The organism is Bradyrhizobium sp. (assembly GCF_050014615.1).
GTDB lineage: Bacteria > Pseudomonadota > Alphaproteobacteria > Rhizobiales > Xanthobacteraceae > Bradyrhizobium.
Genome location: NZ_JBEKCZ010000170.1, coordinates 1 through 21,807 on the forward strand (window position 1 = coordinate 1; position 21,807 = coordinate 21,807).

At 63.2% G+C, this 21,807-nt stretch carries 20 protein-coding genes and 1 pseudogene; 14 read left to right on the plus strand and 7 right to left on the minus strand.

What is annotated here, in order from left to right; translation table 11 throughout:
* The 7 genes from ABR948_RS22750 to ABR948_RS22780 all read left to right on the plus strand — a co-directional run.
* Positions 1-720 (plus strand): acyclic terpene utilization AtuA family protein (locus ABR948_RS22750; protein ID WP_428122356.1); only part of this gene is annotated, 720 nt, incomplete at its 5' end.
* A gap of 4 nt (positions 721-724) precedes the next feature.
* Positions 725-1,045: an AtuA-related protein gene (locus tag ABR948_RS22755; protein WP_428122358.1), complete on the plus strand. Its 321-nt coding sequence runs from the start codon at positions 725-727 to the stop codon at positions 1,043-1,045.
* A 30-nt stretch (positions 1,046-1,075) separates the two neighbouring features.
* Entirely contained in the window at positions 1,076-2,425 is a 1,350-nt protein-coding gene (locus tag ABR948_RS22760; RefSeq protein ID WP_428122361.1) for an amidase, read from the plus strand.
* Positions 2,418-3,104 carry a DUF2848 domain-containing protein gene (locus ABR948_RS22765; RefSeq protein ID WP_428122364.1) on the plus strand — a complete coding sequence of 229 codons (687 nt, stop codon included), beginning with the start codon at positions 2,418-2,420 and terminating at the stop codon, positions 3,102-3,104. Before ABR948_RS22760 ends, ABR948_RS22765 begins: the two co-directional genes overlap by 8 nt.
* Before the next feature lie 223 nt (positions 3,105-3,327).
* The gene (locus ABR948_RS22770; RefSeq protein ID WP_428122366.1) at positions 3,328-4,077 is read left to right on the plus strand and encodes a 2OG-Fe(II) oxygenase; all 750 of its coding nucleotides are present in this window, start codon (positions 3,328-3,330) and stop codon (positions 4,075-4,077) included.
* 11 nt (positions 4,078-4,088) lie between these two features.
* Positions 4,089-4,742 carry a DNA oxidative demethylase AlkB gene (gene alkB / locus ABR948_RS22775; RefSeq protein ID WP_428122401.1) on the plus strand — a complete coding sequence of 218 codons (654 nt, stop codon included), beginning with the start codon at positions 4,089-4,091 and terminating at the stop codon, positions 4,740-4,742.
* Positions 4,743-4,833: 91 nt separating this feature from the next.
* Positions 4,834-6,078 (plus strand): MFS transporter, encoded by a 1,245-nt coding sequence (locus ABR948_RS22780; RefSeq protein ID WP_428122368.1) that lies wholly within the window; start codon positions 4,834-4,836, stop codon positions 6,076-6,078.
* A gap of 5 nt (positions 6,079-6,083) precedes the next feature.
* Here the strand turns inward: ABR948_RS22780 and ABR948_RS22785 are convergent, their stop codons facing one another.
* The 7 genes and pseudogenes from ABR948_RS22785 to hpaH all read right to left on the minus strand — a co-directional run bounded on the left by ABR948_RS22785 (position 6,084) and on the right by hpaH (position 13,235).
* On the minus strand, positions 6,084-7,709 hold the full coding sequence (locus tag ABR948_RS22785) for a thiamine pyrophosphate-dependent enzyme (protein WP_428122370.1): 1,626 nt from the start codon (positions 7,707-7,709) through the stop codon (positions 6,084-6,086).
* Between the two features lie 37 nt (positions 7,710-7,746).
* Positions 7,747-8,619 carry a fumarylacetoacetate hydrolase family protein gene (locus ABR948_RS22790; RefSeq protein ID WP_428122373.1) on the minus strand — a complete coding sequence of 291 codons (873 nt, stop codon included), beginning with the start codon at positions 8,617-8,619 and terminating at the stop codon, positions 7,747-7,749.
* An 11-nt stretch (positions 8,620-8,630) separates the two neighbouring features.
* Positions 8,631-9,389: a molybdate ABC transporter substrate-binding protein gene (locus tag ABR948_RS22795; protein ID WP_428122375.1), complete on the minus strand. Its 759-nt coding sequence runs from the start codon at positions 9,387-9,389 to the stop codon at positions 8,631-8,633.
* 13 nt (positions 9,390-9,402) lie between these two features.
* Complete coding sequence (gene hpaD, locus ABR948_RS22800) at positions 9,403-10,386, minus strand: 3,4-dihydroxyphenylacetate 2,3-dioxygenase (protein WP_428122377.1); 984 nt, start codon at positions 10,384-10,386, stop codon at positions 9,403-9,405.
* 147 nt (positions 10,387-10,533) lie between these two features.
* A pseudogene (hpaE, locus tag ABR948_RS22805) lies at positions 10,534-12,010 on the minus strand (5-carboxymethyl-2-hydroxymuconate semialdehyde dehydrogenase).
* Complete coding sequence (locus tag ABR948_RS22810; RefSeq protein ID WP_428122380.1) at positions 12,003-12,401, minus strand: 5-carboxymethyl-2-hydroxymuconate Delta-isomerase; 399 nt, start codon at positions 12,399-12,401, stop codon at positions 12,003-12,005. Before ABR948_RS22810 ends, hpaE begins: the two are co-directional and overlap by 8 nt.
* A gap of 33 nt (positions 12,402-12,434) precedes the next feature.
* Entirely contained in the window at positions 12,435-13,235 is an 801-nt protein-coding gene (hpaH, locus tag ABR948_RS22815) for a 2-oxo-hept-4-ene-1,7-dioate hydratase (RefSeq protein ID WP_428122382.1), read from the minus strand.
* 150 nt (positions 13,236-13,385) lie between these two features.
* Here hpaH and hpaR point away from each other — a divergent pair, with 150 nt between their 5' ends.
* The 7 genes from hpaR (at position 13,386) to ABR948_RS22850 (ending at position 21,169) form a co-directional block, all read left to right on the plus strand.
* Complete coding sequence (gene hpaR, locus ABR948_RS22820; protein WP_428122385.1) at positions 13,386-13,925, plus strand: homoprotocatechuate degradation operon regulator HpaR; 540 nt, start codon at positions 13,386-13,388, stop codon at positions 13,923-13,925.
* Positions 13,926-14,146: 221 nt separating this feature from the next.
* Positions 14,147-15,292: an ABC transporter substrate-binding protein gene (locus ABR948_RS22825; RefSeq protein WP_428122387.1), complete on the plus strand. Its 1,146-nt coding sequence runs from the start codon at positions 14,147-14,149 to the stop codon at positions 15,290-15,292.
* 72 nt (positions 15,293-15,364) lie between these two features.
* Positions 15,365-16,240, plus strand: a complete 876-nt coding sequence (locus ABR948_RS22830) for a branched-chain amino acid ABC transporter permease (protein WP_428122389.1) — start codon at positions 15,365-15,367, stop codon at positions 16,238-16,240.
* The gene (locus tag ABR948_RS22835; protein WP_428122391.1) at positions 16,237-18,018 is read left to right on the plus strand and encodes a branched-chain amino acid ABC transporter ATP-binding protein/permease; all 1,782 of its coding nucleotides are present in this window, start codon (positions 16,237-16,239) and stop codon (positions 18,016-18,018) included. The genes ABR948_RS22830 and ABR948_RS22835 overlap by 4 nt, the downstream gene beginning before the upstream one ends.
* Complete coding sequence (locus ABR948_RS22840) at positions 18,018-18,746, plus strand: ABC transporter ATP-binding protein (protein WP_428122393.1); 729 nt, start codon at positions 18,018-18,020, stop codon at positions 18,744-18,746. The genes ABR948_RS22835 and ABR948_RS22840 overlap by 1 nt, the downstream gene beginning before the upstream one ends.
* Positions 18,747-18,792: 46 nt before the next feature.
* Positions 18,793-19,569, plus strand: a complete 777-nt coding sequence (locus tag ABR948_RS22845) for an HpcH/HpaI aldolase family protein (protein WP_428122395.1) — start codon at positions 18,793-18,795, stop codon at positions 19,567-19,569.
* 76 nt (positions 19,570-19,645) lie between these two features.
* Positions 19,646-21,169, plus strand: a complete 1,524-nt coding sequence (locus ABR948_RS22850; RefSeq protein WP_428122398.1) for a UxaA family hydrolase — start codon at positions 19,646-19,648, stop codon at positions 21,167-21,169.
* Positions 21,170-21,807: the final 638 nt, after the last annotated feature.

Sequence of the window (21,807 nt, forward strand, 5' to 3'; positions counted from 1 at the left end):
GGGCAGATCACCGGCGGTTACTTCGCCGATCCCGGCTACAAGGATGTTCCCGATCTGGCGCGGCTCGGTTTTCCGATCGGCGAAGTCGGCGAGGACGGCAGTCTCGTGATCACCAAGGTCGCGGGCTCCGGCGGCGCGGTGACGGCGCAGACCTGCAAGGAGCAACTGCTCTACGAGGTGCACGATCCCAGGCAGTATATCCAGCCCGACGTGGTCGCGGATTTCTCGCAAGTCAGGGTCGAGGAGATCGCCAAAGATCGCGTGCGCGTCAGCGGCGGGCGCGGCACCGAGCGTACCGACACGCTGAAAGTCTCGGTCGGCTATGTCGACAGCTATATCGGCGAGGGCCAGATCTCTTATGCCGGTCCCGGCGCCCTGGCGCGCGGACGGCTGGCGCTGGAGATCGTTCGGGAGCGGTTGAAGCTGACCGGTGTGGCCGCCAGTGAATTGCGGTTCGAACTGATCGGCGTCGATGCGCTGCATGGCGCTGAAATCTCCGCCCACGCCAATGAACCCTGTGAAGTGCGCGTTCGCGTCACTGGTCGTACGGAAAACCTGCGCGAAGCGGTTCGAATCGGCAACGAGGTCGAAACGCTCTACACCAATGGTCCGGCCGCCGGCGGCGGCGCCTTCAAATCGGCCCGCGATGTCGTCGCCGTCGCCTCGGTGCTGCTGCCGCGCGAACTTGCCCGGCCGCAGGTTCGCTTTGTGGGAGCGTAAGGCGATGAAGCTGCGCGAGATCGCCCATTCCCGCACCGGCGACAAGGGCAATACCTCCAATATCTCCGTGATCGCCTATGACGAAAAGCATTATCCGCTGCTGCTGGCGCAGGTCACCAGCGCGCGGGTCAGGGCCCACTTTGCCGGTGTTGTCGAAGGCGAGGTTGTCCGCTATGAGCTGCCCAATATTGTCGCGCTGAATTTCGTCATGACCGGCGCGCTCGGTGGCGGCGTGACGCGGTCGCTGGCGCTCGATGCCCACGGCAAGTCGCTGAGTTCGGCGTTGCTCGATCTGGAAATCGAAGCGGGTTCGGACAGCGAATAAACAATCGGGCCACGACGAGGCGAAATAACCATGAAGAATAAGCCGACACTTGCCACGCTGGCCGAGGACCTGGAGGGCGGCCGCACCAGCGCCCGCGAACTGGTCGACCAATGCCTTGCCCGGATCGCCGATGCCTCGGGCGAGGGCATCCGGACCTTCCTTCACGTCGATCGTGAGGCCGCCATCGAGGCGGCGGAAGCGATGGACCGGCTGCGCGCGGCCAGGGCGGCGCCGTCGCCCTATGCCGGTATTCCCGTCTCGATCAAGGATCTGTTCGACATCAAGGGACAGGTAACCCGCGCCGGTTCGCGCGCGCTCGAGGATTCGCCGCCGGCGGAAGCCGATGCAACCGCCGTCGCGCGATTGCGCCGTGCCGGTTTCATCGTGATCGGCCGCACCAACATGACCGAATTCGCCTATTCCGGGATCGGCATCAATCCGCATTACGGCACGCCGAAGAGCGCATGGCAGCGCGACGTCGGTCACGTGCCCGGCGGATCGTCGTCGGGGGCGGCGGTTTCCATCGCCGATGGCATGGCGTACGGCGCGCTCGGCACCGATACCGGCGGTTCCTGCCGGATTCCCGCCGCCTATAACGGCATTGTCGGCTTCAAGCCGACCCAGCGCCGCGTCCCGCTCGATGGCGGGGTGCCGCTGTCGTTCACGCTTGACAGCTTTGGTCCCCTCGCGCGCACGGTCGGTTGCTGCGCGGTACTCGACGCGGTGCTGGCCGATGAGCCGGTGCGGCCGCTGCAGCCGCGTCCGATCAGGGGCATGCGGCTGGCGGTGCCCACCACCGTTGTGCTCGACGAACTCGAGGATGAAGTGGCGCGGACCTTCGAGCGCGCGCTGGAGGTGCTTTCACGCCAGGGCGCGCTGCTGGAGCGGATCGCGGTGCCGGAGTTTCTGGATGTCGCGGCGATGAACGTCAAGGGCGGGTTTGCGGCTTCAGAGAGCTATGCCTGGCATCGCTATCTCATCACCAGCAAGGGCGATGTCTACGATCCCCGCGTCTCCAGCCGGATTTTGCGCGGCGAAAGTCTCAGCGCCGCCGACTATATCGATCTGCTCGCTGCGCGGCGGTCGCTGATCGCGCGGTCCACGGTTCGTCTCGCGCCGTATGACGCGCTTGTCATGCCGACCACCGCCATTACCCCGCCGCGGATCGCCGATCTCGCCGACGACAAGGCCTTTACCAAAGCGAACCTGCTGTCGCTGCGCAATTGCACGCTGATCAACATGATCGACGGTTGCGCGATCTCGCTGCCCGCGCATCGCGAGGGCGGGGCGCCGGTCGGGCTGATGCTCGCGGCAGCGAGCGGATCGGACCGCCGCATCTTTGAACTTGCGGCCGGAATGGAGGATGTCATCCGTGTTTGATCTTGCATTTACCGTCGATGCGCAGGGCACGACGACACCGCTGACGCTGGCGATCGATCAGGCCGTGATCGCCGGCTGGACCGGGCGTGATCCGGTGGCGCGCGATAAACATATCGCCGAACTCGAAGCGATCGGCATTGCGCGGCCGGCTTCGACGCCGATCTATTACCGCGTCGCGGCGCGGCGGATCACCACCGCCGACAGCATCGAAGTCAGCGGCGGCGACTCCAGCGGCGAGGTTGAATTCGTGCTGATCGGCTGGCAGGGCCGCATCTTTGTCGGGCTCGGCTCCGATCACACCGATCGCAAGGTCGAGGCCTACGGCGTCACCGTGTCCAAGCAGATGTGCGACAAGCCTGTCGCGTCCGTGCTGTGGGAGCTTGAGGACGTCGTCGGTCATTGGGATCAAATGATCCTGCGTTCGTATGCGTGGATCGACGGCGCGCGCGTGCTGTACCAGGAAGGCAAGCTCGACGGCATGCTCCCGGTCGCTGACCTCATTCGACGCGGCTTCGGCGACAAGGGATTGCCGGATGGTTGCGCCATGTTCGGCGGCACCTTCGCCGCCAAGGGCGGCATCCGATCCGCCAGCCGGTTTGAATATGAATTTGAGGATCCGGTTCTCAAGCGCATCATTCGCCACGCCTACGATGTGATCGAGCTACCGGTGCTGGGGTAGCCTGTCGTCCCCACGTGTGGCATGTCGTCCCGGCGAACGCCGGGACCCATACGCCGTGTCCTATCGTTTGGACGACGATGTGAAAGACCTTCTGTAACAATTGGAGCCTGTGGTTATGGGTCCCGGCGCCTGATGCGCAATTGCGCACTAGGCCGGGACGACGAGTTGAGAGTGGCTCGGAAATCGGGTGGCGCCGGATGCCCCGATTTGCGAAACTGGCGCGATGAAATCCGCCGCAACCAATGCCGTCCGCGCCGCCCCGGCATCCGATATCGCCGCGCGCGTCGCTGCCATCGACTGGACCCAAGCGGGCGCCGATCTCGACGCGCAGGGCTGCGCCGTTCTGAAGGGGCTGCTCTCGGCCGACGAATGCCGCGCGCTCACAGCGCTTTATCCGAACGACACTCATTTCCGCAGCCGGGTGGTGATGGGACGCCACGGTTTTGGGCGCGGCGAATATAAATATTTTTCCTATCCGCTTCCCGAGGTGATCGCGCAATTGCGGCCGGCGCTCTATGCGCAACTCCATGGCGTCGCCAACCGCTGGAACGAAGCGATGGGGATCGATATCCGCTATCCGCAAAACCATGAGGCGTTTCTCAGGCGCTGCCACGCCGCCGGGCAGGCGAGGCCGACGCCATTGCTGCTGCAATATGGCGCCGGCGACTACAACTGCCTGCATCAGGACCTCTATGGCGAACACGTATTCCCGTTGCAGGTCGCGATCCTGCTGTCGGAACCCGGCCGCGATTTCACCGGCGGTGAATTCGTGCTGACCGAGCAGCGGCCACGGATGCAGTCGCGGCCGGAAGTGGTGCCGCTCAGCCAGGGCGACGCGGTGGCTTTTGCTGTGCATGTCCGGCCGGTACAGGGGACGCGCGGATTTTATCGCGTTAACCTGCGCCACGGCGTCAGCCGGCTCCGTTCCGGCCATCGCCATACGGTCGGCGTGATCTTTCACGATGCGAAGTGAGTGCGGTTGCTTTGACGGCGGATCTGTTTGCTGGCGTTCCCGATACGCGGCCCTCGCAGCAATTGATCGCGGAGGGGGCCGTATTGTTGCGCGGTTTCGCGCGGTCGTTCGAGGATGATTTGATCGCCGCGCTGCGCGATATCGTGGCGCAAGCGCCGTTTCGTCGCATGCACACGCCGGGTGGCCATCAGATGTCGGTGGCGATGACCAATTGCGGCGGCTTTGGCTGGGTCACCGATCGCACCGGCTACCGCTATGACCCCGACGATCCCGAAACCGGTACACCGTGGCCGGCAATGCCGCCATCGTTTCGCGCGCTGGCCGGGCAGGCGGCCGCGGAGGCAGGCTTCGACGGATTTCTACCGGAAGTCTGTTTGATCAACCGCTACGCGCCGGGTGCGCGGATGTCCCTGCATCAGGACAAGGACGAGCTCGATTTCGGCGCGCCGATCGTCTCGGTATCGCTGGGGCTGCCCGCGATTTTCCTGTTCGGCGGATTAAAGCGCAGCGACAAAACCCGCCGGTTTCGGCTGGAGCATGGTGACGTCGTGGTGTGGGGCGGGCCCTCGCGGCTCGTGTTTCATGGCGTCGCGCCGCTCGCTGACGGCGAGCACCCGCTGATGGGCCGGCAGCGCATCAATCTGACGTTCCGCAAGGCACGCTAGGTCGCACCCGACTGCCTCATTTTGGTCGCAGCGGCGCGATGGGCTCCCTGTCGAAGCGCGCTTCGGATAGGCTCGGCGCTTGAGGAGCGAAATGAGCGATCTTCCGATATCGGCAGTCGAGACAGCGTCCAGTGTCAATCGCACCGGCATCTACTTTGCGGTTCTGCAACTGGTGTTTACGCTGGGCTGGACCACGTACCTGATCTATTTGCCGGAGCTTGCCGCGCAGGTGGGGATCGCACCATCCGCCGTCATCCTCGTTCTGATGCTGGATCAAGCGATCTTCACCGTCGCCGACACCGCGATGGGTATCGCCGCTGACAGGATCGTCCCCTTCGTCGGCCGGCTCGGCGCATTCGTCGGCGCCTTGACGGCGCTCTCCTGCGCAGCCTTTGTCGCCATGCCGTTTGTGGCCGGTGCCGGCCGCGGCGCTCAAATCTGGTTGATCGCGCTGATCGTGATCTGGGCTGTTACTTCTTCGGCCTTGCGCGCGCCGCCGCTGACCTTGCTGGGCAAGCACACCGCGAAACCGTCGATCCCGTTTTTGTCAGCGCTTGCCATGCTCGGCTACGGTCTGGCCGGCGCGATATCACCCTATCTCGGCGTGGTGCTGCGCGACCATGACCCGCGGCTTCCCTTCGTGATTTCCAGTGCCGTGCTGCTGATCACCGCGCTCGCATTGTCCCGAGTCGAGCGCGGCCTGGTGCAGGAATCCTGTTCGCCGAATAGACCGGTTGAAGTTGCAAAACCGCTGGGCAAGGTGTCCGTGATCTTCATTGCGGCTATGGTACTTCTGGCTTTGGGCTATCAACTGCATTTCAGTATCAACAGCGCGCCGTTCTATCTGCGCTTTGCCAAGCCGGCCGATCTGCAGTGGCTGATGCCGGTATTCTGGATTGGCTTCAACATCGCGCTGTTTCCGGCCAGCGTCGTCACCAAACGCCGCGGCGGGTTGATCGTGATGGGCGCCGCCGGTCTACTCGGCGCATTGGCGATCCTGGCAGCGGAGCGGGCCGGGAGCCTCAACGTGCTGGTCGTGACGCAGTTCATCGCGGGCGCGGCCTGGGGCTGCATGCTGATGAGCGCGATCTCGGCGGCGCTGGCGATCGGCGACAGCGGCGCCGAAGGCAAGGTTTTGGGTCTGGTTTTTTCCGCGCTGGCGCTGGCGACCTTCACGCGGATGGCGGCGGTCGCGGGCGGCCTGCAAAAGCTTCCCGAATATGCCCCCTTGTTACGTTGGACGCCGGTCGCATGCTGGTCGGTCGCCGGCGCGGGCCTTTTGGTGATGGCGGCGTCGTGGGTCCAGCGAGGCATGCAGCGGGCGAGAAGGGCGTAGACAGCTTACGGCCTCGCCGGATGAATGAACGTCCACGGACTGGCCTCCGAATCCCTGGGCACCTCGACGGCGATGAGGTAGGGACCGCCATGCGCCAGGGCTTTTTCCAATACCGGACGAAATCCCTCTGATGATGTCACCCGCGCGGCACCGACGCCGAAGGATTCCGCGAGCTTGACGAAATCCGGATTGACCAGATCGGACGCCACCACGCGGCCGTCGAAGCGCTCGCGCTGGTCGCGCCGGACATTGCCATAGGCATTGTTGTTGAACACCAGGGTGACCACGCCGATGTTGAACTGAACCGCGGTCGCCAGTTCCTGTACGCCGAACATGAATCCGCCATCGCCTGTGATCGCGACCACCGGCCGGTCCGGATGCGCGACCTTGGCGCCGAGTGCGGTGGGAAAGCCCGAGCCGAGCGTGCCCTGATAGCCTGACGTGATGAAGGTGCGGGGTTCGTAGACCGGAAACCCGTACCAGGAGGCAAAGCCGACCTGCGACAATTCATCTGTCACGATGGCGTTCGCGGGCAGCACCTCGCGCAGAATATTGAGATACGCCATCTGCGGCTGAATCTGCTGTATCTGCTTGAGCGCCGCCGCCGAGGCGTCGCGGATCGCGGCCCGGCGGCCGCGCGTTTTGGTATAGCCGTTCTTCCTGACAGCGGCGAGCAACTCGGCGGTGCCGGCCTTTGCATCCGATATCACGGCGGCGTCCGGCGTGTAGCGTCGCATTTCCGAGGGATCGATGTCGATACGAATGGATTTCAATCCGTCAGGTTGAAACGGCCAGCGCGACATCGTCGGCAATTCCAGCCGCGTCCCGATCCCGATCATGAGATCGGTCTGCGGCCAAAGCTTATAGGCCGCCGCCATCGTCAATCCGAGTTCATGCGCGTTGCTGACGATGCCGCGCCCGCTGCGGAACGCCACGACAGGCGCGTCGATCAATTCGGCGAGCTCCAGAATTTCATCGCGCGCGTGGATCGCGCCGCTGCCGACGAAGATCATCGGCGTCTTGCTGGCCGCGATCAGGCTGGCGGCGGCCTTGACGCGCTCGGGATCGGGCAGGGGAGCCGGAAGAAGGTCGAACGGGTTCGATAGTGCGGTCTCCGCGCGCTGGGTGAAGATGTCCCAGGGCATTTCCAGCGCCACCGGTCCGCGCCGCCCCGACAGCATTTCCTGGAACGCGCGGGAGACCAGCGCCGGCGCGGCGCCGGGATATTCGATCCGGTCGGCCCACTTCACGAAGCTTCTGAGTGTCGCGAGCTGATCGGGCATTTCATGCAGATGACCGCGGCCCTTGCCGAGGAATGGTGTCGGCACCTGTCCGGTCAGGCACAGCACCGGCTCGTTCGATCCGAACGCCGTCAACAAGGCTGCGCCGGCGTTGAGAACGCCGGGGCCCGGCACCACGCTGAACACGCCGGGCCTGCCGGTGGAGCGCGCATAGCCGTAAGCCATGTAGCCGCAGGCCTGCTCATGCCGCGCCCCGATGACCTTCAGCTGCGCCTGCTGGAACGCGTCGAACAGGCCGTAGATCTGCGCGCCCGGCAGGCCGAACACGGTATCGACGCCGTGCGCGACCAGGCCGCTGACGATGGCTTCGCCGCCGGAACTCTGGGTCATTGGCAAGGTCACTGCATTGTCCAATCGTTGGCGGGCATTACGGGGTCTCGTCGATCACGCCGTTGCGCAGCACGCCGATATTGTCAGCCTCGACTTCGATGACGTCGCCCGGCTTCAGGTAACGCGGCGGATCGAACCGCGCGCCGGCGCCGGTCGGTGTTCCCGTGACGATGACGTCGCCAGGCACCAGCGTCGTGAAGGTCGAAATATAATTGATCAGGTAACGGAAGCCGAAGATCAGGCGGCCGGTGCGGTCGTCCTGCCGCGTCTCGCCATTGACGCGCGTCGTCAGCCGGATGTCGGCAATCTGGGACTCGCCGGTGTAGGGAACGAGCCACGGGCCGAGGCTGCCGGTGGCGTCGAAATTCTTGCCTTGCGTGACATTGAATTTCGCGTGCCGGACCCAGTCGCGGATGGTGCCTTCGTTGCACAGCGTGACCGCGGCGATGTGATCCAGCGCCGCGCTCTGCGGGATATGCCGGCCGGCCTTGCCGATCACGAGAACTACCTCGCCCTCATAGTCGAGCTGTGGTGAGGCGCGCGGGCGAACCAGCGGCGTATTGTGGCCCACGAAGGAACGCGGCGTGCGCATGAACATGCTCGGATATTTCGGCGCGTCCTGGCCGTCCTTATACTCGGCATTGCGGTCCGGATAGTTCACGCCGATGCAGATGATCTTCTCCGGCGCGGGAATCGGCGGCAGCCAGGTGACCGCGTCGATGGCATGGTCCGGCGAATGTCCGGCGGCCTCACCGGCGAGTTTCTGCAACGCGCCGGCGGCGATCACCTCGCGCAGCGTCGGATAGTCGTTGCCGAAGCGGGCGGAGAGATCGACGATGCCGTCTTCGACGATGGCGCCGTATTTGATCGAGCCGCCGACGGAGAAGGTTGCGATGCGATGTGAGGTCATGAGATGTCCCGTTAGCCCGGCGTCATGCCCAGCGTGGTGATGACCATGGTAGCCGCTGGCGTTCGCAAATAATCGATAAACGCTTTGGCGGCATCGGCTTGCCTGCTGTCGGCCGCGACAGCGGCGGTGAAAACCAGTTCCTGCTGCAATTCGGCGGGGAATGGGCCGGCCAGTTCGGTGCCGGGGGCGATCAGCACATTGACGAGGAACACGCCGAGTTCGGCATCGCCTCTGGCGACGGCCTCCGCGATGTGTCCCGTTGTGGTCTGGGGTTTGGTCTTGGCCTTCATCTGCTCGGCGATGCCCAGGCGATCAAATACACTCAGAACGTAGGCGCCGGCAGCACTCGTTGGCAGTAAAGCGATCGATGGTGCGTCGAGCAATGTCTTTCTCAACGCATCCGGCGTGCTGACGTCAGGTATCGCAGCGCCCTTCCGCACGGAGACGCCGTAGCCGACATGCGCGATATCGACGGTCGGTAACGTGAAGTGGGCCTTGGCGGCGGCGTCCTTGAAAACATCGATGGGAACGACGCCGAGATCGAACGGCTCGGAGGTGGCCTGTTTGATCAGATTGGGCGTGGAATCGAAGTGGATGACAAGCGTGTGGCCGGAAGCGTGCTCGAATTGAGGCGCAAGTTCATTGAGCACGGCGGTCATCGAGCCGCCCGCCAATACCTTGAGCTCGGCGGCGTGAAGATCGGCCATCGACGACAGGGCCAATACCAGACCCAGCTTCGAGGCGACCGCAACCAGCGAAGGTTTTTTCATGAGACCCCGTGCCCTAATCCGCGATCGTCACATCGGCGACAAAGCGCGGCTCGCGGATGAGCTGTCCAGCAAACGGCGATCCCTGCTCGAACCAGGAGCGTGGCGCCGGCGCGCCCCACAGCGTTTGCCGCCGCGGATCGGTCAGCGACCAGCGCATCGGCTCATGGTCGTGATCCCCGGTGAAGTAGTCGCTGGTATAGAGTTCCAGGCGGTGGCCGTCGGGGTCGCGAACATAGAGAAAGAACGCATTTGATATGCCGTGGCGGCCGGGACCGCGTTCGATATTCTTGAGATAGCCGCTCGAGGCCATCACGTCGCACAGATGCAGGATGTTCATGGCGGTCGGCACCCAATAGGCAAAATGGTGCAGGCGAGGGCCCTTGCCGTTGGTGATGGCAAAATCATGCACATTGCCCTTGCGATGCATCCATGCCGCGGCGATTCGCCCGTCCGGCCCGTCCTCCTCGGCGTATTCGGTCAGCCGGAAACCCAGCCGGGCGTAGAAGTCGATGGTGTCCTGCACTTCGGCGGCAAATACATTAAAGTGGTCGAGCCGCTGCGGATGGCAACCCTTGTAGAGGTCATAGCGGCGTAACAGATGCGGACGCCGGTCCATCGATGCATAGAGTTCGATCTGGAAGCCAAAGGGGTCGGTGAATTGAAGCGTGCGGCCCTGAAACGGCTGCTCGGCGAAGGCGTAGGTAATGCCATGCTCTGAAAAGAACGCTGCGGCCTTGTCGAGGTCGGCCTCGTTGCCGACCTTGAACCCCAGGCGATTGCAGGCCGCGGTAGATGCCTTGCGCAGCACCAGCGAGTGATGCTGATGCTCCTCGCTGCCGCGCAGGAAAACCGTGCGCTCGTCGCGATCCTCGACATGCAGGCCGACGGCATTTTCGTAGAATTCACGGCTGGCATCGAGGTTCACCACGTCAAGCACGGCGTGGCTGCACCTGACGATGTTGAAGGGTGGATCGAAGACGGGTTGCGGGACGGGCATGTGGTGTCCTTGGTCGGCGTAGTTAAGTTACTCCGGTCATTCCGGGATGGTCCGAAGGACCAGACCTAAGATGTGCAATTGCACATCGGGGAATCTCGAGATTCCGGGTCCGTGTCTTCGACACGCCCCGGAATGACAGCTTTCAAACTAAACGCCCAATCGTTGAATCCTGTGGGTCCCCTTGGCGAGGGAGACGTGCTTGGTTTCCATGTAGAAGTCGAACGAATAATCACCGCCGTCGCGGCCAGATCATGCCGGCCTCCAGCGCGTCGGCGACGCGCAGCGCCCGGCCCATATCCGAGGTCCAGACGTAGCCGGTGAGGCCGTATTGCACGGCATTGGCGATCTCGATGGCGTCTTTCTCGTCACGGAACGGAATCACGGTCAGGAAGGGGCCGAATACTTCCTCCTGTGCGATCCGCATTCCCGCATGCGCGCCGGTGACCAGGGTCGGCTGCACGTAGTGCCCGCCGCCGGGGCCGTCATGGGTCCTGCCGCCGACCGCGATCACGGCGCCGTCCTGGCGTGCCACCTCGAAATAGGAGCAGACCTTTTCGAGATGACGCTCGTGAATCAGCGGGCCGATTTCGGTCGCGGGATCGAGCGGATGGCCCACCCTCAGCGCTTTCACACGAATGGTGAGTTTTTCGATGAATTTTTCCGCGATGCTGTCCTGAATCAAGAGCCGGCTCGACGAGGTGCAGCGCTCGCCATTGAGCGAGTAGATCATGAACACCACCGCATCGAGCGCGCGGTCGAGGTCGGCGTCGTCGAACACGATCACGGGGTTCTTGCCGCCGAGCTCGAAATGCACGCGCTTGAGCGTCGGCGCCCCCTGCGCCATGATCGCCGAACCGGTCGAGCTTTCACCGACAAAGCCGATCGCCTTGATCGCGGGATGCTGGGTCAGTGCCTTGCCGGCCTCTTCCCCGATACCATGCACGGTATTGAGCACGCCATCGGGTACGCCGGCCTGCTTGACCAGTTGCGCCAGCAGGTCGGCCGTGACCGGCGACCACTCGGCCGGCTTGTGCACCACGGTGCAGCCAGCGGCCAGCGCCGGGGCGATCTTCCAGGTCGAGAGCATGAACGGCGTATTCCACGGCGTGATCACGCCGACCGGGCCGATCGGAACCCGCGTCGACACATTCCAGTGCTCGTCGCTGGGAAGATTGAGGCCGTCGCGCGCATCGGTGCATTTGTCGGCGAAGAAACGAAAATTTTCGGCGCCGCGGATCGCGGCCTTGGCCATGAAGCGGTGGGCCTGGCCGGTGTCGATGCATTCGAGCACCGCAATATCGTCGGCGCGCTCCTCGATGGCGTCGGCCACGCGGTGCAGGAGTTTCTTGCGCATGGTCGCGGGCATGTCGCGCCAGGCCTTGAACGCCTGCGCGGCCACGGTCGCGGCGCGGTCGATATCCTCCGAGCCGCCGCGTGCGACCGGAGCGAGGATCGTGCCGTCGATCGGCGATTTGGTCTCGAAGGTCTCGCCCGAGATCGACGGCACGATCTTGCCGCCGATGAAATGCCCGATGCCGTCAGCCCTCAGTTTGGCGAGCAACGGCGCCGCGCGCTCGCGATTGGCCTGGAACACGTCAGATGATTTCGGCGCGATCTTATCCATGCGCGGCCTCCGCCTTCAGGACGTCGTGGATGTTGTTGCGCTTCCAGCTGGTTTCCTTGTCGTTGATCTGCATATCGAAGGAAAGCGCGAATTTGCTGTTCGCAAATACCGGATCGAGACAGGCCGACAGCGCCCTGAAGATATGCTCTCCGGCCTTTTTGCGGGTCGCCAGATCGCGCCCCTCGCCGAGCCGCAGCACCATGTCGAGAAAGCCGAAATCCGCGCTGGCGTCGGCGATGGCGTAGTGCTCGCAACGGATGGCGCGAACCCGAATGCCGCCGAGGGGAAAGATACCGGTCTCGACCGCGGCCTTGCGGACCAACTCGACGACTTTTGCCATATCGATGCGGGCATCGAGATTGGCGGAGTATTCAAGGGTGAAATGCGGCATGTCGGGATCACTCCAGCGATTCTGCAGTTCGTATCAAGCGAAGTAACAGCTGACCGTGCCATAGGGGCCGTAGTCGGCTTGAATCGTGTCGCCTTTGCGGGTTTCGATCGGGCGAATGAACGATCCGGCCAGCACCACTTGACCGGGCTCAAGCGCAAGCGGGGCGATCTTGTTGGCGAGCCAGGCCACACCGGTCGCGGGATGATTGAGGACGCCGGCGGCCAGGCCGGTTTCTTCCAATTGACCGTTGCGATGGCACAGCGCGCCGATCCAGCGCAGATCGGCATCCAATGGGCGCAGCGGACGGCCGCCGAGCACGATACCGGCATTGGCGGCGTTGTCGGCGATCGTATCAAAGATTTTGCGCGTCGATTTGGTCACGGGATCGACCCGCTCAATCCGGGTATCGAGAATTTCCAGCGCGGGCACCACGAAATCCGTCGCGTTGAGGACGTCGAACATCGTGCAGTGCGGCCCGGACAGCCGGTGCTTCATAATGAACGCCAGTTCGGCCTCGACCCGCGTGCCGATGAAGCGATCGGATGGCACGAGGCCGCCATCGGCGAAAAACATGTCGTCGAGCAGAACTCCGGAATCCGGCTCATCGATCCCGAGCGCGCTTTGCATCGCCTTGGACGTGAGGCCGATCTTGTGACCTCTAACGGTACGGCCTTCGGCAAGCTTGATCTCGATCCACGCTTTCTGGATCGCGTAGGCGTCCGCGATGGTGATGCCGGGGTGTTCCAGCGAGAGCTGCCGGATTTGCCGCCTGGTCTTTTCCGCCTGATGAAGTTTCGCGGCGGCGCCACGGATATCGTCTGTTGTCAGGGCCATGCTGGATCGGTCAGGGGTTCCGCGAAAGGTGATGCGGAAATATGATTAACATGTTAAATGTATCAGTTCAAACCGAATTGATGCTTGTTGCATTGCAAAACTTGGCTGGAGGCGTTCAATCCGGCCATTCCCAATTTGTGGATCATCGATATGGCGCGGAAAAAATCGTCCGGGAGTGCTGATGCGAAGCCGGCCAGCAAGGCAGGCGAACGGCGCGTGCCGATGCGGGAGTTCTCCCGTTCGCTGCCGATGTCGTTGCTGCGGGCGCGTGAAGCTGTCATGCGGCAGTTCCGGCCCTCGCTGCGCGATCATGGGCTGACCGAACAGCAATGGCGGATCCTGCGCGCGCTGGCTTCGATCGGGGCCGTTGAAATCACGGAACTCGCCCGCGTCGCCTTTTTGCTCGGCCCGAGCCTTTCGCGAATTCTGCGCGATCTGGAAGCGCGCCGTCTGATCGAACGCAAGGTGGTGAAAGCCGATCAGCGCCGCGTCATCGTGTCCATCTCCGCACGGGGCGTGCGGCTGATCGAGGCGGTGGCGCCGTCTTCGGAAGCGATCTACGCCGCCATGACCAGGCGTTATGGCGCTCGCAGGCTCGCCAAGCTGCAGCAGATGCTCGGGGCGCTCGAGGACAGCCTGTCGGAGTTGCGTTCCAGCGACGAAGGAAATGCCGGGGCGAGCGCGTCGTAAGGCGAGCCCTATGCTTATTGCTTAGGCACCTCCGCATCTGCGAGATGGCGGATTTGGAGCGGTCAATCACGCCAAAAGAAGCGTCCCGGGACCAATCGACGCTTGCCAAGAGGGCCACAAGACGGGCGATAAGACACGCCATAGACACGCGAGCGGTTTTTCGCTCAAAGTCATGAACTTAAAAAAAGGCCGACGCCAAGTTGGCTTCACGGGAGGAATGGATGAAGCTCACGCGACGCGACTTTACGGCTGGATTGGCCGTAGGTATTACCGCACCTTACGTTATCGGCAACGCCCGGGCCCAAGGCGCGACCATCAAGATCGGCATGTGCGTGCCGGTCACAGGTCCCGCGGCCGAGCAGGGCCTTTGGGCGCAGAACGGCGCCAAGCTGGCGCTCGCCGCGGTCAACAAGGCCGGCGGCGTGCTCGGCAAGCAAGTCGAACTGGTGATCGAGGACGACCAGACCACCAATCCGGGCATCGTATTGGCGTTTTCGAAGCTGGCCGCCCAGAACGACATCGTTGCTTTCCTCGGCTCGATCCGTTCGACCCAGGTGCAGGCGATGGCGCCCGATGTCCTCAAGCTTGGCAAGCCTGTGATGATTGGCGGCACCAATCCGGACCTCACCCATATGGGCAACCAGTGGCTGTTTCGTTTTCGTCCCAATGACAGCTATTCCGGCCGTGTCATCGCCGACTACGGCGTCAACACGCTTGGCAAGAAAAAGTGGGCGATCGTTCATTCGACCGACGCGTTCGGCACCGCCGGCGGCAAGGCGCTGTCGGATGCACTGACCAAGCTTGGTGTCCCGCCTGTCCTCGACCAGGGCTACGCCAACCAGAGCCAGGATTTCACGCCGGTCGTGCTGGCGGTGAAATCGTCCGGCGCCGACGTTCTCGGCACTTACTTCACGTTTGAAAACGATCTCGGTATTTTCGCGCGCCAGCTGCGCCAGCTTGGCGTCAGCATTCCCTGGGTCGGTTCGCCCTCGGTGGTGGCGGTGTCATCGACCAAGCTGGCGGGCCCGGCGCTGTATGGCACTTACGGCGTGGCCGACTACGCGGAGGATTCCAGCGATGCGTCGAAGGCGTTCGGCAAGGCCTATCGCGACGCCTACAAGACCGCGCCGGATAACCAGAGCTCGTGGCCCTACGATGCCATCACGATTCTGTCGGCGGCAATCAACAAGGCCGGCTCGACGGACCCTGTGAAAATCCGCGAGGCCATTCTGGCGCTGAAAAAATACCCGGGCGCCGAGGGCGAATATAATTTCGACCAGAACGGCGACGGTCTGCATGGCTATAACGTGGTGCGGAACGAGAAGGGGACGATCGTTTACGACAAGCACATCGACTTCAACGATTGATCGCGTCGCAGGCCCCTCCGGATTCGGAGGGGCCTGTCACAAGGCCTCCCGTTTCTCGCGCCGGGCGTTTTCATGGATCTCGCGTTACAATTATTGTTCACCGGTATCGGCATCGGCGCGGTCTATGCGCTGGTGGCGCTCGGTTTCGTGCTGATCTTCCGGGCCACCAATGTGGTGAATTTCGCGCAAGGCGAATTCTCGATGGTCGCGGCCTATCTGATGGTCGTGTTCGCCGTTGATCTGGGGTGGCCGTACTGGTTGTCGTTCCTGCTGGCGCTGGCCGGCATGGCGCTGTTGGGCGCGATCTTCAACCTCGGGGTCTACTATCCGCTGCGCCACCGCAGCTTTCTGCCTGTTATCATCGCGACCATCGGCGCCTCGATCCTGATGTCCAACTCCGTGCTGGCGATCTACGGCCCGCAGCCGCAGGTGCTGGAAGGATGGTTCGATACGCCGGGCATCCAGCTCGGGCCGGTCTATCTCGACAGCCAGTATCTCCTGATCATCGCGGTGACGATGATCCTGGTGGTGTTCAATTACTGGTTCTTCGAACACACCATGCTCGGCAAGAAATTGCAGGCGACGTCGCAGGACAAGGAGATGGCGTCGCTGCTCGGCATCTCCGTCTCGACCATGATCATGATCACCTTCATCTATTCGGCGGTGCTCGGCGGCCTCGCCGGCATTCTGGTGGCCCCGGTGCTGTTCGTCTCGATCCAGATGGGATCGACGATCGCGCTCAAGGCCTTTGCCGCCACCATCATCGGCGGCTTCGGCGACGTCGCCGGCGCGATCATCGGGGGGCTGGCGCTCGGCATCATCGAAACCTTCGGCGCGGCCTATATTTCGGTGCCCTACAAGGACGGCTTTGCGTTCCTGGTGCTGGTGCTGTTTCTGGTGTTCCGGCCTCAGGGCATCTTCGGCGAACGCGTCGCGGAGAAAGCATGAGCGCGCCCAGCGACAACATGCCGATCGCCGTGTCCGCCGCGCGCGCGAAACCGCTGCTGCTGCGTCATCTGCCCTATTTTCTTGGCGCCGCGGTTCTGGTGGCGCTCGCCGCCACCATGCAATTCGACGGCTATGTCCTCAACATCCTGATGGAAGCGACGACGTTTTCGATCGCGGTGTTCGGCCTCTCGGTGGTGCTCGGCCTGTGCGGCCAGATCAATCTGGCGCAGGCGGCGTTTTTTGGTCTCGGCGCCTATGCCGTCGGTATCGGAACGTCGGATTACCAGATCAGCTACTGGCTCTGCCTTGTCGGTGGATGCGTCGTCGCGTTGTTGGCCGGTGCGTTGCTCGGGATGTCGACGCTGCGGCTCGGCGGGCATTATCTGGCGATGGTGACGATTTCGTTCCAGCAGATCGTCACCCTGGTCATGATCAACACCATCTGGCTCACCCATGGTCCGGATGGCGTGTCGCGGATCGGCCGGCCTTATCTGTTTCAGTCCTCGCAATCCTATCTGGCCTTCTGCGTCGCGATGCTGGCGCTGGTCGGCTATTTCGTGTGGCATTTGTCGGATACGCGGCTTGGCCGCGCGATGCGGGCGGTGCGCGATAATGAATTGGCCGCCGGGGTCGTCGGCATCGACGTGTTTCGCACCAAGGTGTCGGCTTTTGCGCTCAGCGCCGTATTGGCCGGATTGGCCGGCGGGCTTTTTGCGGGCGGTTTCGCCTATGTCAGTCCGGATCAGTTCTCGTTCGCCGAGTCGGTCGTGTTCCTGACGATGTCGCTGCTCGGCGGGGTCGCCTCGCCGATCGGGTCGGCGATCGGAACTGGCCTCTTGATCCTGATCCCGGAATGGCTGCGGTTTCTCAAGAGCGTTCCCGGGCTTTATCTGGCGATCTACGGCCTGTCCGTCATTCTCATCATCCGCTACATGCCCGACGGCATCTGGGGATTCGTCAAGATCGCCACCGAACGCTGGCGCGCCAGGGCAAAGGTCCATGCCGCCGGTCCGGCGTTGCAGCTGGTGCCCGCGACCATCGGCGGCGACATCGTTCTCGACGTCAAAGGCCTCGCCAAATATTTCGGCGGCCTCAAGGCGGTCGATCAAGTCGATATCGCGGTCAAGCGCGGCGGTGTTCATGCGCTGATCGGGCCGAACGGCTCCGGCAAGACCACGACGCTGAACGTGCTTTCCGGCCTCTACAAGGCCACCGCCGGAAAAGTGCTGCTCGACGGCACTGACGTGACCGACATGCCGCCGCATCTGCGCGCGGCCGCGGGGCTGGGCCGGACGTTCCAGAACATCCGGCTGTTTCGTTCGATGACCGCGCTGGAGAACGTCGTGATCGGCGCCGAGCGGCCGGGCAATACGCTGATCGGCGAGGGCGGCGATGACGCCCTCACCAGGCGCGCGATGTCGGCGTTGACTTTCGTTGGGCTGGGCACGCGCGCCAATGAGCTGATCTCGAGCTTTTCCTACGGGCATCAGCGGCTGATCGAGATTGCGCGGGCGCTCGCCGCCAACCCGACATTGCTGCTGCTCGACGAACCCGCGGCCGGGTTGAACTCCAGCGAGAAGCTCGAACTCCACGAATTGCTCAAGCGCATCGCCGCGCAAGGCCTGACCATCCTGATCATCGACCACGACATGACGCTGGTGAGCGAGGCCGCCCAGCACATCACCGTGCTCAATTTCGGACGCCGTATCGCGGACGGCGAATCCATGGCGGTGCTGCGCCATCCCGATGTCGTCTCCGCCTATCTCGGAACCGAATAATGCCGCTGCTCGAAATTCGCGACCTGATTGTGCTCTATGGCGAGATCGAAGCGCTGCGCGGCGTCTCGATCAGCGTCGATGAGGGACAGGTGGTGACCCTGCTCGGCGCCAACGGCGCCGGCAAATCGACCACGCTGCGGGCCATTTCAGGACTGACCAGGCCGGCGGCGGGCGAAATCGTGTTCGACGGCCGATCGATCGCCGGCCTCGGGCCGGAGGCGATCGTCCGGCTCGGCATCTCGCATGTGCCGGAGGGACGGCGGGTATTCCCCGGTCTTTCCGTCAAGGAAAACATCATGCTCGGCGCCTCGAACCGGCGGGTCGCGAAATCGGCGCTGTCGCGCGAGGCCGACGCCATGTTCGACCTGTTTCCGGATATCAGGCCGTTTTCCAATGCGCTCGGCTGGACCTTGTCGGGTGGCCAATTGCAGATGGTCGCGGTCGCGCGCGGCCTGATGGCGAAGCCGCGCCTGTTGCTGCTGGATGAGCCGTCGCTGGGCCTCGCGCCCGTGATCGTGCAGGCGGTATTCCGGATCATCTCGGAAATCCGCCGCCATACGACGGTCTTGCTTGTCGAACAAAACGCGCGCATGGGACTGTCGGTCGCCGACCACGGCTACGTCCTGGAAACCGGACAAATTGTGCTCGGCGGCAAGCCCGATGAATTGTGGGGCAATGAAGCCATCCGCGCCGCCTATCTCGGCGGCCACGCCAAAGTAGCTGGGTGATCGCAATGTCATCGACGGTGAGTAAGGCCAAAGAAAAGGAAACATAATGGCAAACAAAGTCAGAGAAATATGGGCTTCGGGCAAGGTGGTGGTGAACGCGTGGCTTGCGATTCCCTCCGGCTTTTCGGCCGAAGTGATCGCGCAATGCGGGTTCGACAGCGTCACCGTCGACATGCAGCACGGCGTGCAGGATTACCAGTCGATGGTGCAATGCTTTCAGGCCATGCACGGCCATCCGGTGACGCCGATGGTGCGGGTGCCGTGGAATGAGCCCGGCATCATCGGCAAGGTGCTCGACGGCGGCGCCTATGGCGTGATCTGCCCGATGGTCAACACCAAGCAGGAAGCCGAGAATCTGGTGGGCTATGCCAAATATCCGCCGAAGGGCACGCGCTCGAACGGCCCGATCCGTTCCGGCATGTACGGTTCGGCCGGCACCTATCAGAAGACCGCCAACGACGAGATCGTGCTGCTGCCGATGATGGAGACCAGGACCGCGGTCGGCAACATGGAAGCGATCCTCGATGTCGAGGGCCTCAATGGCGTCTATATCGGCCCGTCCGATCTCGGCTTCTCCTACGGCCTCGAGCCCAAGCTCGATCGTGAGGAGCCGGAGATCCTCAAGATTTACGAGAAGATCGTCAGGGAATGCGGCAAGCGTGGCCTTTATCCCGGCATTCACTGCAGCGGCGCCGACGGCGCGGTGCGCGCGATCAACATGGGCTTCAAGCTCGTGACCCTGTTCAACGACAGCGGATTGATGGCGACCTACGCCAAGATGCAGATCGCGCAGACCCGCAAGGAATCCGGCGGCAAAGCGTAAGCTAAGAAGGCTTAAGTTCACTTGTCCCGGACGCGGTGCCGCGTCCGGGACACGATCGATTTCAAGGAGACTCCCGATGACCCCAGCACCCGTCATCCGCCTGCATCCCGATGATGGCGTGCTGATCGCGCGTTCCAGTCTTCCGCCCGGCCTGGTGGTGGCGCAGGGCGTGACCACGGTCGAGCGCATTCCCGCCGGCCACAAGGTCGCGATCAGGCCCATCGCTGTCGGCGAGCCGATCCGCCGCTATGGCCAGATCATCGGCTTTGCGACCGCCGCGATTGCGCCGGGCCAGCACGTCCATACCCAGAATTGCGGCATGGGCGATTTCGCCAAGGATTATGCGTTCGGCGTCGACGTCAAGCCGGTGCCGAACTTCGATCTGCCCGCGACCTTCGACGGCATTCGCCGCCCCGATGGCCGGGTCGCGACCCGCAATTATATCGGCATCCTCACCTCGGTGAATTGCAGCGCCCACGTCGCCGGCATGGTCGCGGATATCTTCAAGAAGAATCCATTCAGCGGCGACAATCCGCTGGCGGATTTTCCCAATGTCGATGGCGTGGTCGCGCTCACCCACAAGACCGGCTGCGGCATGACCCAGAGCGAACCACTGACCATCCTGCGCCGGACGCTCGGCGGCTACGCCCGGCATGTGAATTTTTCCGCCGTGGTCGTGCTGGGCCTCGGCTGCGAGGTCAACCAGATCGGCGGGCTGATGAAGGAACAGAAACTCGCCGGCCGTCTGCGTGAACTCGAGATTCAGGAACTCGGCGGCACCCGCAAGACCGTGGAAGCCGGCGTTGCCTTTGTGCGCGAGGCGCTCACCGATGCAAATAATGTCAAGCGCGAGAAGGTCGCGGCCAGCGAGTTGATGGTGGCGCTGCAATGCGGCGGCTCCGATGGCTATTCAGGGGTGTCCGCCAATCCGGCGCTGGGTGCCGCGAGCGATCTTCTGGTGCGGCACGGCGGCACCGTCATTTTATCGGAAACGCCGGAGACCTATGGCGCCGAACATCTGTTGACGCGCCGCGCCGTCAGCCGCGAGGTCGGCGAGAAACTGGTGGCGCTGATGCGCTGGTGGGAAGCCTATACCGAGCGCGAAGGCGCCGAGATGAACGCCAATCCCAGCCCCGGCAACAAGGCCGGCGGGCTCACCACCATCCTGGAAAAGTCGCTGGGCGCGATGGCCAAGGCCGGCAGCACCAACCTTGTCGACGTCGTGAACTACGCCGAGGAAATTACCAAGAAGGGTTTTGTGTTCATGGACACGCCCGGCTACGACCCGGTGGCCGCGACCGGCCAGGTCGCGGGCGGCGCCAACCTCGTCTGCTTTACCACCGGGCGCGGCAGCGTGTTCGGCTGCAAGCCCGCGCCGTCGATCAAGTTGGCGACCAATTCGGCGATGTTCAAGCGGATGGAAGACGACATGGATGTCAATTGCGGCACCATCCTCGACGGCGAGGAGACCGTGCAGCAATGCGGCCAGCGCATCTTCGACCTGATGCTCAAGACCGCCTCGGGCCAGCCGACCAAGAGCGAAAGCTTCGACTTCGGCGGCGCCGAATTCGCACCCTGGGTGCTGGGCGCGACGATGTGAGCCGTCGTCCCTGCGAAAGCAGGGACCCATAACCACCGGCCCTGGTTGTTGCTGAAGGTGTCGATCATCCTGCCTTGATCGAGAGGACAACGCGGTATGGGTCCCTGCTTTCGCAGGGACGACGATTTAGAGCGTTTTCGAGCGAAGTGGATACCGGTTCGCGTGAAGAAAACGCGTCAAACAAAAGATTAGAGCCCGGTTCTGATTCAATCAGAACCGATAAGGCTCTAGGAACATCAAACCGGCACTCCCCATAGGCAATCGATGCCGTTGTTGAGGTCCGGGCGGTCAATGCACCTGCCGGAAACACCGCCTGCTGTTTTGCTCCGTCATGGCGAGGAGCTCTTGCGACGAAGCCATCCAGCTTTCTTGACGTTGCGGCATGGATTGCTTCGCAGAGCCTGTCATCGGGCGCGCATTCGCGCGACCCGTCGGCTCGCGATGACGGAGAGAGAGTCCTGGCGGTATTAGTCCGTACGGTGGACAAGTCGGCTTCAACCCGCGCGGACCTGCGATGGTGACGCCTGGATTTATTTCCGCTTCCGGCAGCGTAGCGGACATAGGCGGACCCGCTGCCGGCTCGACCCGGTCGCAAATGCCCCGGAACGGACTTCATGCCGCTTCATTCAAAGTTGAGT

Excerpts from the sequence above, each read along its gene's own strand:
- ABR948_RS22755 (WP_428122358.1), top strand. The coding sequence starts at position 725 with ATGAAGCTGCGCGAGATCGCCCATTCCCGCACCGGCGACAAGGGCAAT.
- ABR948_RS22760 (WP_428122361.1), top strand. The coding sequence starts at position 1,076 with ATGAAGAATAAGCCGACACTTGCCACGCTGGCCGAGGACCTGGAGGGC.
- ABR948_RS22770 (WP_428122366.1), top strand. The coding sequence starts at position 3,328 with ATGAAATCCGCCGCAACCAATGCCGTCCGCGCCGCCCCGGCATCCGAT.
- ABR948_RS22780 (WP_428122368.1), top strand. The coding sequence starts at position 4,834 with ATGAGCGATCTTCCGATATCGGCAGTCGAGACAGCGTCCAGTGTCAAT.
- ABR948_RS22785 (WP_428122370.1), bottom strand. The coding sequence starts at position 7,709 with ATGACCCAGAGTTCCGGCGGCGAAGCCATCGTCAGCGGCCTGGTCGCG.
- ABR948_RS22790 (WP_428122373.1), bottom strand. The coding sequence starts at position 8,619 with ATGACCTCACATCGCATCGCAACCTTCTCCGTCGGCGGCTCGATCAAA.
- ABR948_RS22795 (WP_428122375.1), bottom strand. The coding sequence starts at position 9,389 with ATGAAAAAACCTTCGCTGGTTGCGGTCGCCTCGAAGCTGGGTCTGGTA.
- hpaD (WP_428122377.1), bottom strand. The coding sequence starts at position 10,386 with ATGCCCGTCCCGCAACCCGTCTTCGATCCACCCTTCAACATCGTCAGG.
- ABR948_RS22810 (WP_428122380.1), bottom strand. The coding sequence starts at position 12,401 with ATGCCGCATTTCACCCTTGAATACTCCGCCAATCTCGATGCCCGCATC.
- hpaH (WP_428122382.1), bottom strand. The coding sequence starts at position 13,235 with ATGGCCCTGACAACAGACGATATCCGTGGCGCCGCCGCGAAACTTCAT.
- hpaR (WP_428122385.1), top strand. The coding sequence starts at position 13,386 with ATGGCGCGGAAAAAATCGTCCGGGAGTGCTGATGCGAAGCCGGCCAGC.
- ABR948_RS22825 (WP_428122387.1), top strand. The coding sequence starts at position 14,147 with ATGAAGCTCACGCGACGCGACTTTACGGCTGGATTGGCCGTAGGTATT.
- ABR948_RS22830 (WP_428122389.1), top strand. The coding sequence starts at position 15,365 with ATGGATCTCGCGTTACAATTATTGTTCACCGGTATCGGCATCGGCGCG.
- ABR948_RS22835 (WP_428122391.1), top strand. The coding sequence starts at position 16,237 with ATGAGCGCGCCCAGCGACAACATGCCGATCGCCGTGTCCGCCGCGCGC.
- ABR948_RS22840 (WP_428122393.1), top strand. The coding sequence starts at position 18,018 with ATGCCGCTGCTCGAAATTCGCGACCTGATTGTGCTCTATGGCGAGATC.
- ABR948_RS22845 (WP_428122395.1), top strand. The coding sequence starts at position 18,793 with ATGGCAAACAAAGTCAGAGAAATATGGGCTTCGGGCAAGGTGGTGGTG.
- ABR948_RS22850 (WP_428122398.1), top strand. The coding sequence starts at position 19,646 with ATGACCCCAGCACCCGTCATCCGCCTGCATCCCGATGATGGCGTGCTG.